Genomic DNA, 2,025 nt, shown 5'->3' with positions numbered 1-2,025 from the left:
AAGCCCAGTGGTAAAATGTCAAGCACAAAAAAATAAACAATTGGAAATTATGTTGGTACAAAGCCGAAAAAGATCAAAAAAAGGGTATACCAAATAAACCTCGCACTATATTCCAATTTATACCAGTAATTTAGTGTGCGAAGCTGGGTGATTGAAAGGATGTGAAAGAGTAGATCTTAATTTCTCCTTTCTGGTGGTGTGTACAATTGATTGGTGCGTAGTAGCGAGTACACCAACCGTACCAATTTTCTTGCGGTTAAGACGAGTGCGCGTTTGTGTTTATGCTTAGGAACTTCGTTATACTTTTTTGTGTAAAAAGCTTTGTATTCTGAGTCATACTTTCGAATCTTATCGGCAGATTGAATGAGATAATACCGTAAATACTTATTTCCGGTTCTCAATCTCATCGTCTCCTCTGATTCGTATTCGCCAGATTGATTTTGGCTCCATACAAGGCCAGCGTATTTCGCTAATGCATGGTGGTCTTTAAATCGTTTTATATCGCCAATTTCAGCGATTAATCCAGCTGCATATACATCCCCAATCCCTTTTACAGAGGTAAGGGTTTGCGTTATGCCTTTCATCAATTTCGCAATCTCTTTGTCCAATCGCTTTACTTGTGATTCGATATGTTGAATCGTGCTCAGGGTAACGGATAAAGAGATGTTGACCGGGTCTTGCATTACCTTGTTTAAACGATAGGATGACCGCGCTAGCTTTTGAAGATACGCAGCTATTTCTTCGGGATTTTCAAATCGGTTTTTCCCTTTATCCTGTAAGAACTCGACGAGTTCTTCAATACTCATTTCGGCAATCGTTTCCGGCTCCAATTCTTCCATAACAGCCAGACTGGTTGTCCCGAATGTATCGGAAAAGGGATTATCTTGCCTAAGTCCGCTGAACTTTAAAAAGAGTTGGTTAAGGAAATAGGTTTTATTCCGGGCGATTTCTTTCATAAAATGAAACCTTGTACGGGTCAGCCGTTGTAAGGCTTCATATTGGATAGCATCTTTCATTTGATTTAGTAGTCTGCCAAATCTCAGGTGGTCAGCTATGACCCAGGCATCAATGCGATCGTTTTTGACAAGGGAATCATAGCCCTTCTTAAAACGAGCGACTTTTCTAGCGTTTAGAACATAAATAAAAGACTGGAACCGTGGTTCGTAGCCTTTAAGTTGATCTTGAAGATAATGGGCAAGGTGCCAACTATATAAATCCGTGGCTTCCATCCCAATCTTTAGTTGATTTACCTGACTTTTTTCCGCTGTTTCCAGCATTCTTTTGACCAGGGTTTCGGCCCCATTTTGATCATTGGGAACAGAAAAGTCAGCTAATGATGAACCGTCCTCAAACATGAAATGGACATGATGGGACTTCAAACTTACGTCTACACCAACAAGCATTTGTGACATACCAATCACCTCCAGTATATGAGTTAATCAAGTACGTTCCAGACCTGGGTGCCCATGGGAATCATTGAGTCTGCCTCGTCATCAGCACTCAAAGAAAAGAAGCCCATAATGAGCGCTACACTCGCTTCTTTTACAGCGGCGCAACCAGTGGTTAGACCTTCAACAATGAACCATAGGTAGCAGGCTTTTTAAGCAGTACACCGAAAGGTGTCCGCAAGGGGGAGAAGCTATATCCTGATACGAACTTGTCGGTTCCTATTGTCCCATGGACGGGCCTGAAATTCTATAAAAAATGACGGAGTAAAACGCTGGAGCCTCCTCCATTCTCCGCCATTTCTCGATATTCAGTTTTTAAAGGCACAACAAATAAACGTAAGGGGAACTGTCCCCCTACGAAACGGAACAATACATTATTACTTTTCTTAATATTAATAATTGCCTTTGGCTTCCCCATCAGCTGGGGTAAAACAAGGGTAAAACAAAAATTATTTGACGAGGAAGCCGAAAGGCTTACCTTAATAACAACCTATAGGAATCTAGAGTGAATTTTAGAGGATCCGGATCGACTGGAAATTCTTCTAGAAAGAGCTCTTACTACTAATATACGAGGGGG

Annotated in this window: 1 protein-coding gene; it reads right to left on the bottom strand. The window is 41.1% G+C overall.

Annotated elements, in window-relative coordinates; translation table 11 throughout:
• Positions 1–176: 176 nt before the first annotated feature.
• Positions 177–1,412 carry an IS110 family RNA-guided transposase gene (locus ACNQGS_RS28855; RefSeq protein ID WP_491490380.1) on the bottom strand — a complete coding sequence of 412 codons (1,236 nt, stop codon included), beginning with the start codon at positions 1,410–1,412 and terminating at the stop codon, positions 177–179.
• Positions 1,413–2,025 lie beyond the last annotated feature (613 nt).

The sequence above is a fragment of the Neobacillus sp. PVCKKU3 genome (genome assembly GCF_058323225.1).
The sequence above is the reverse complement of the archived record's forward strand: the minus strand, read 5'-3'. Positions and strand labels throughout refer to the sequence as shown.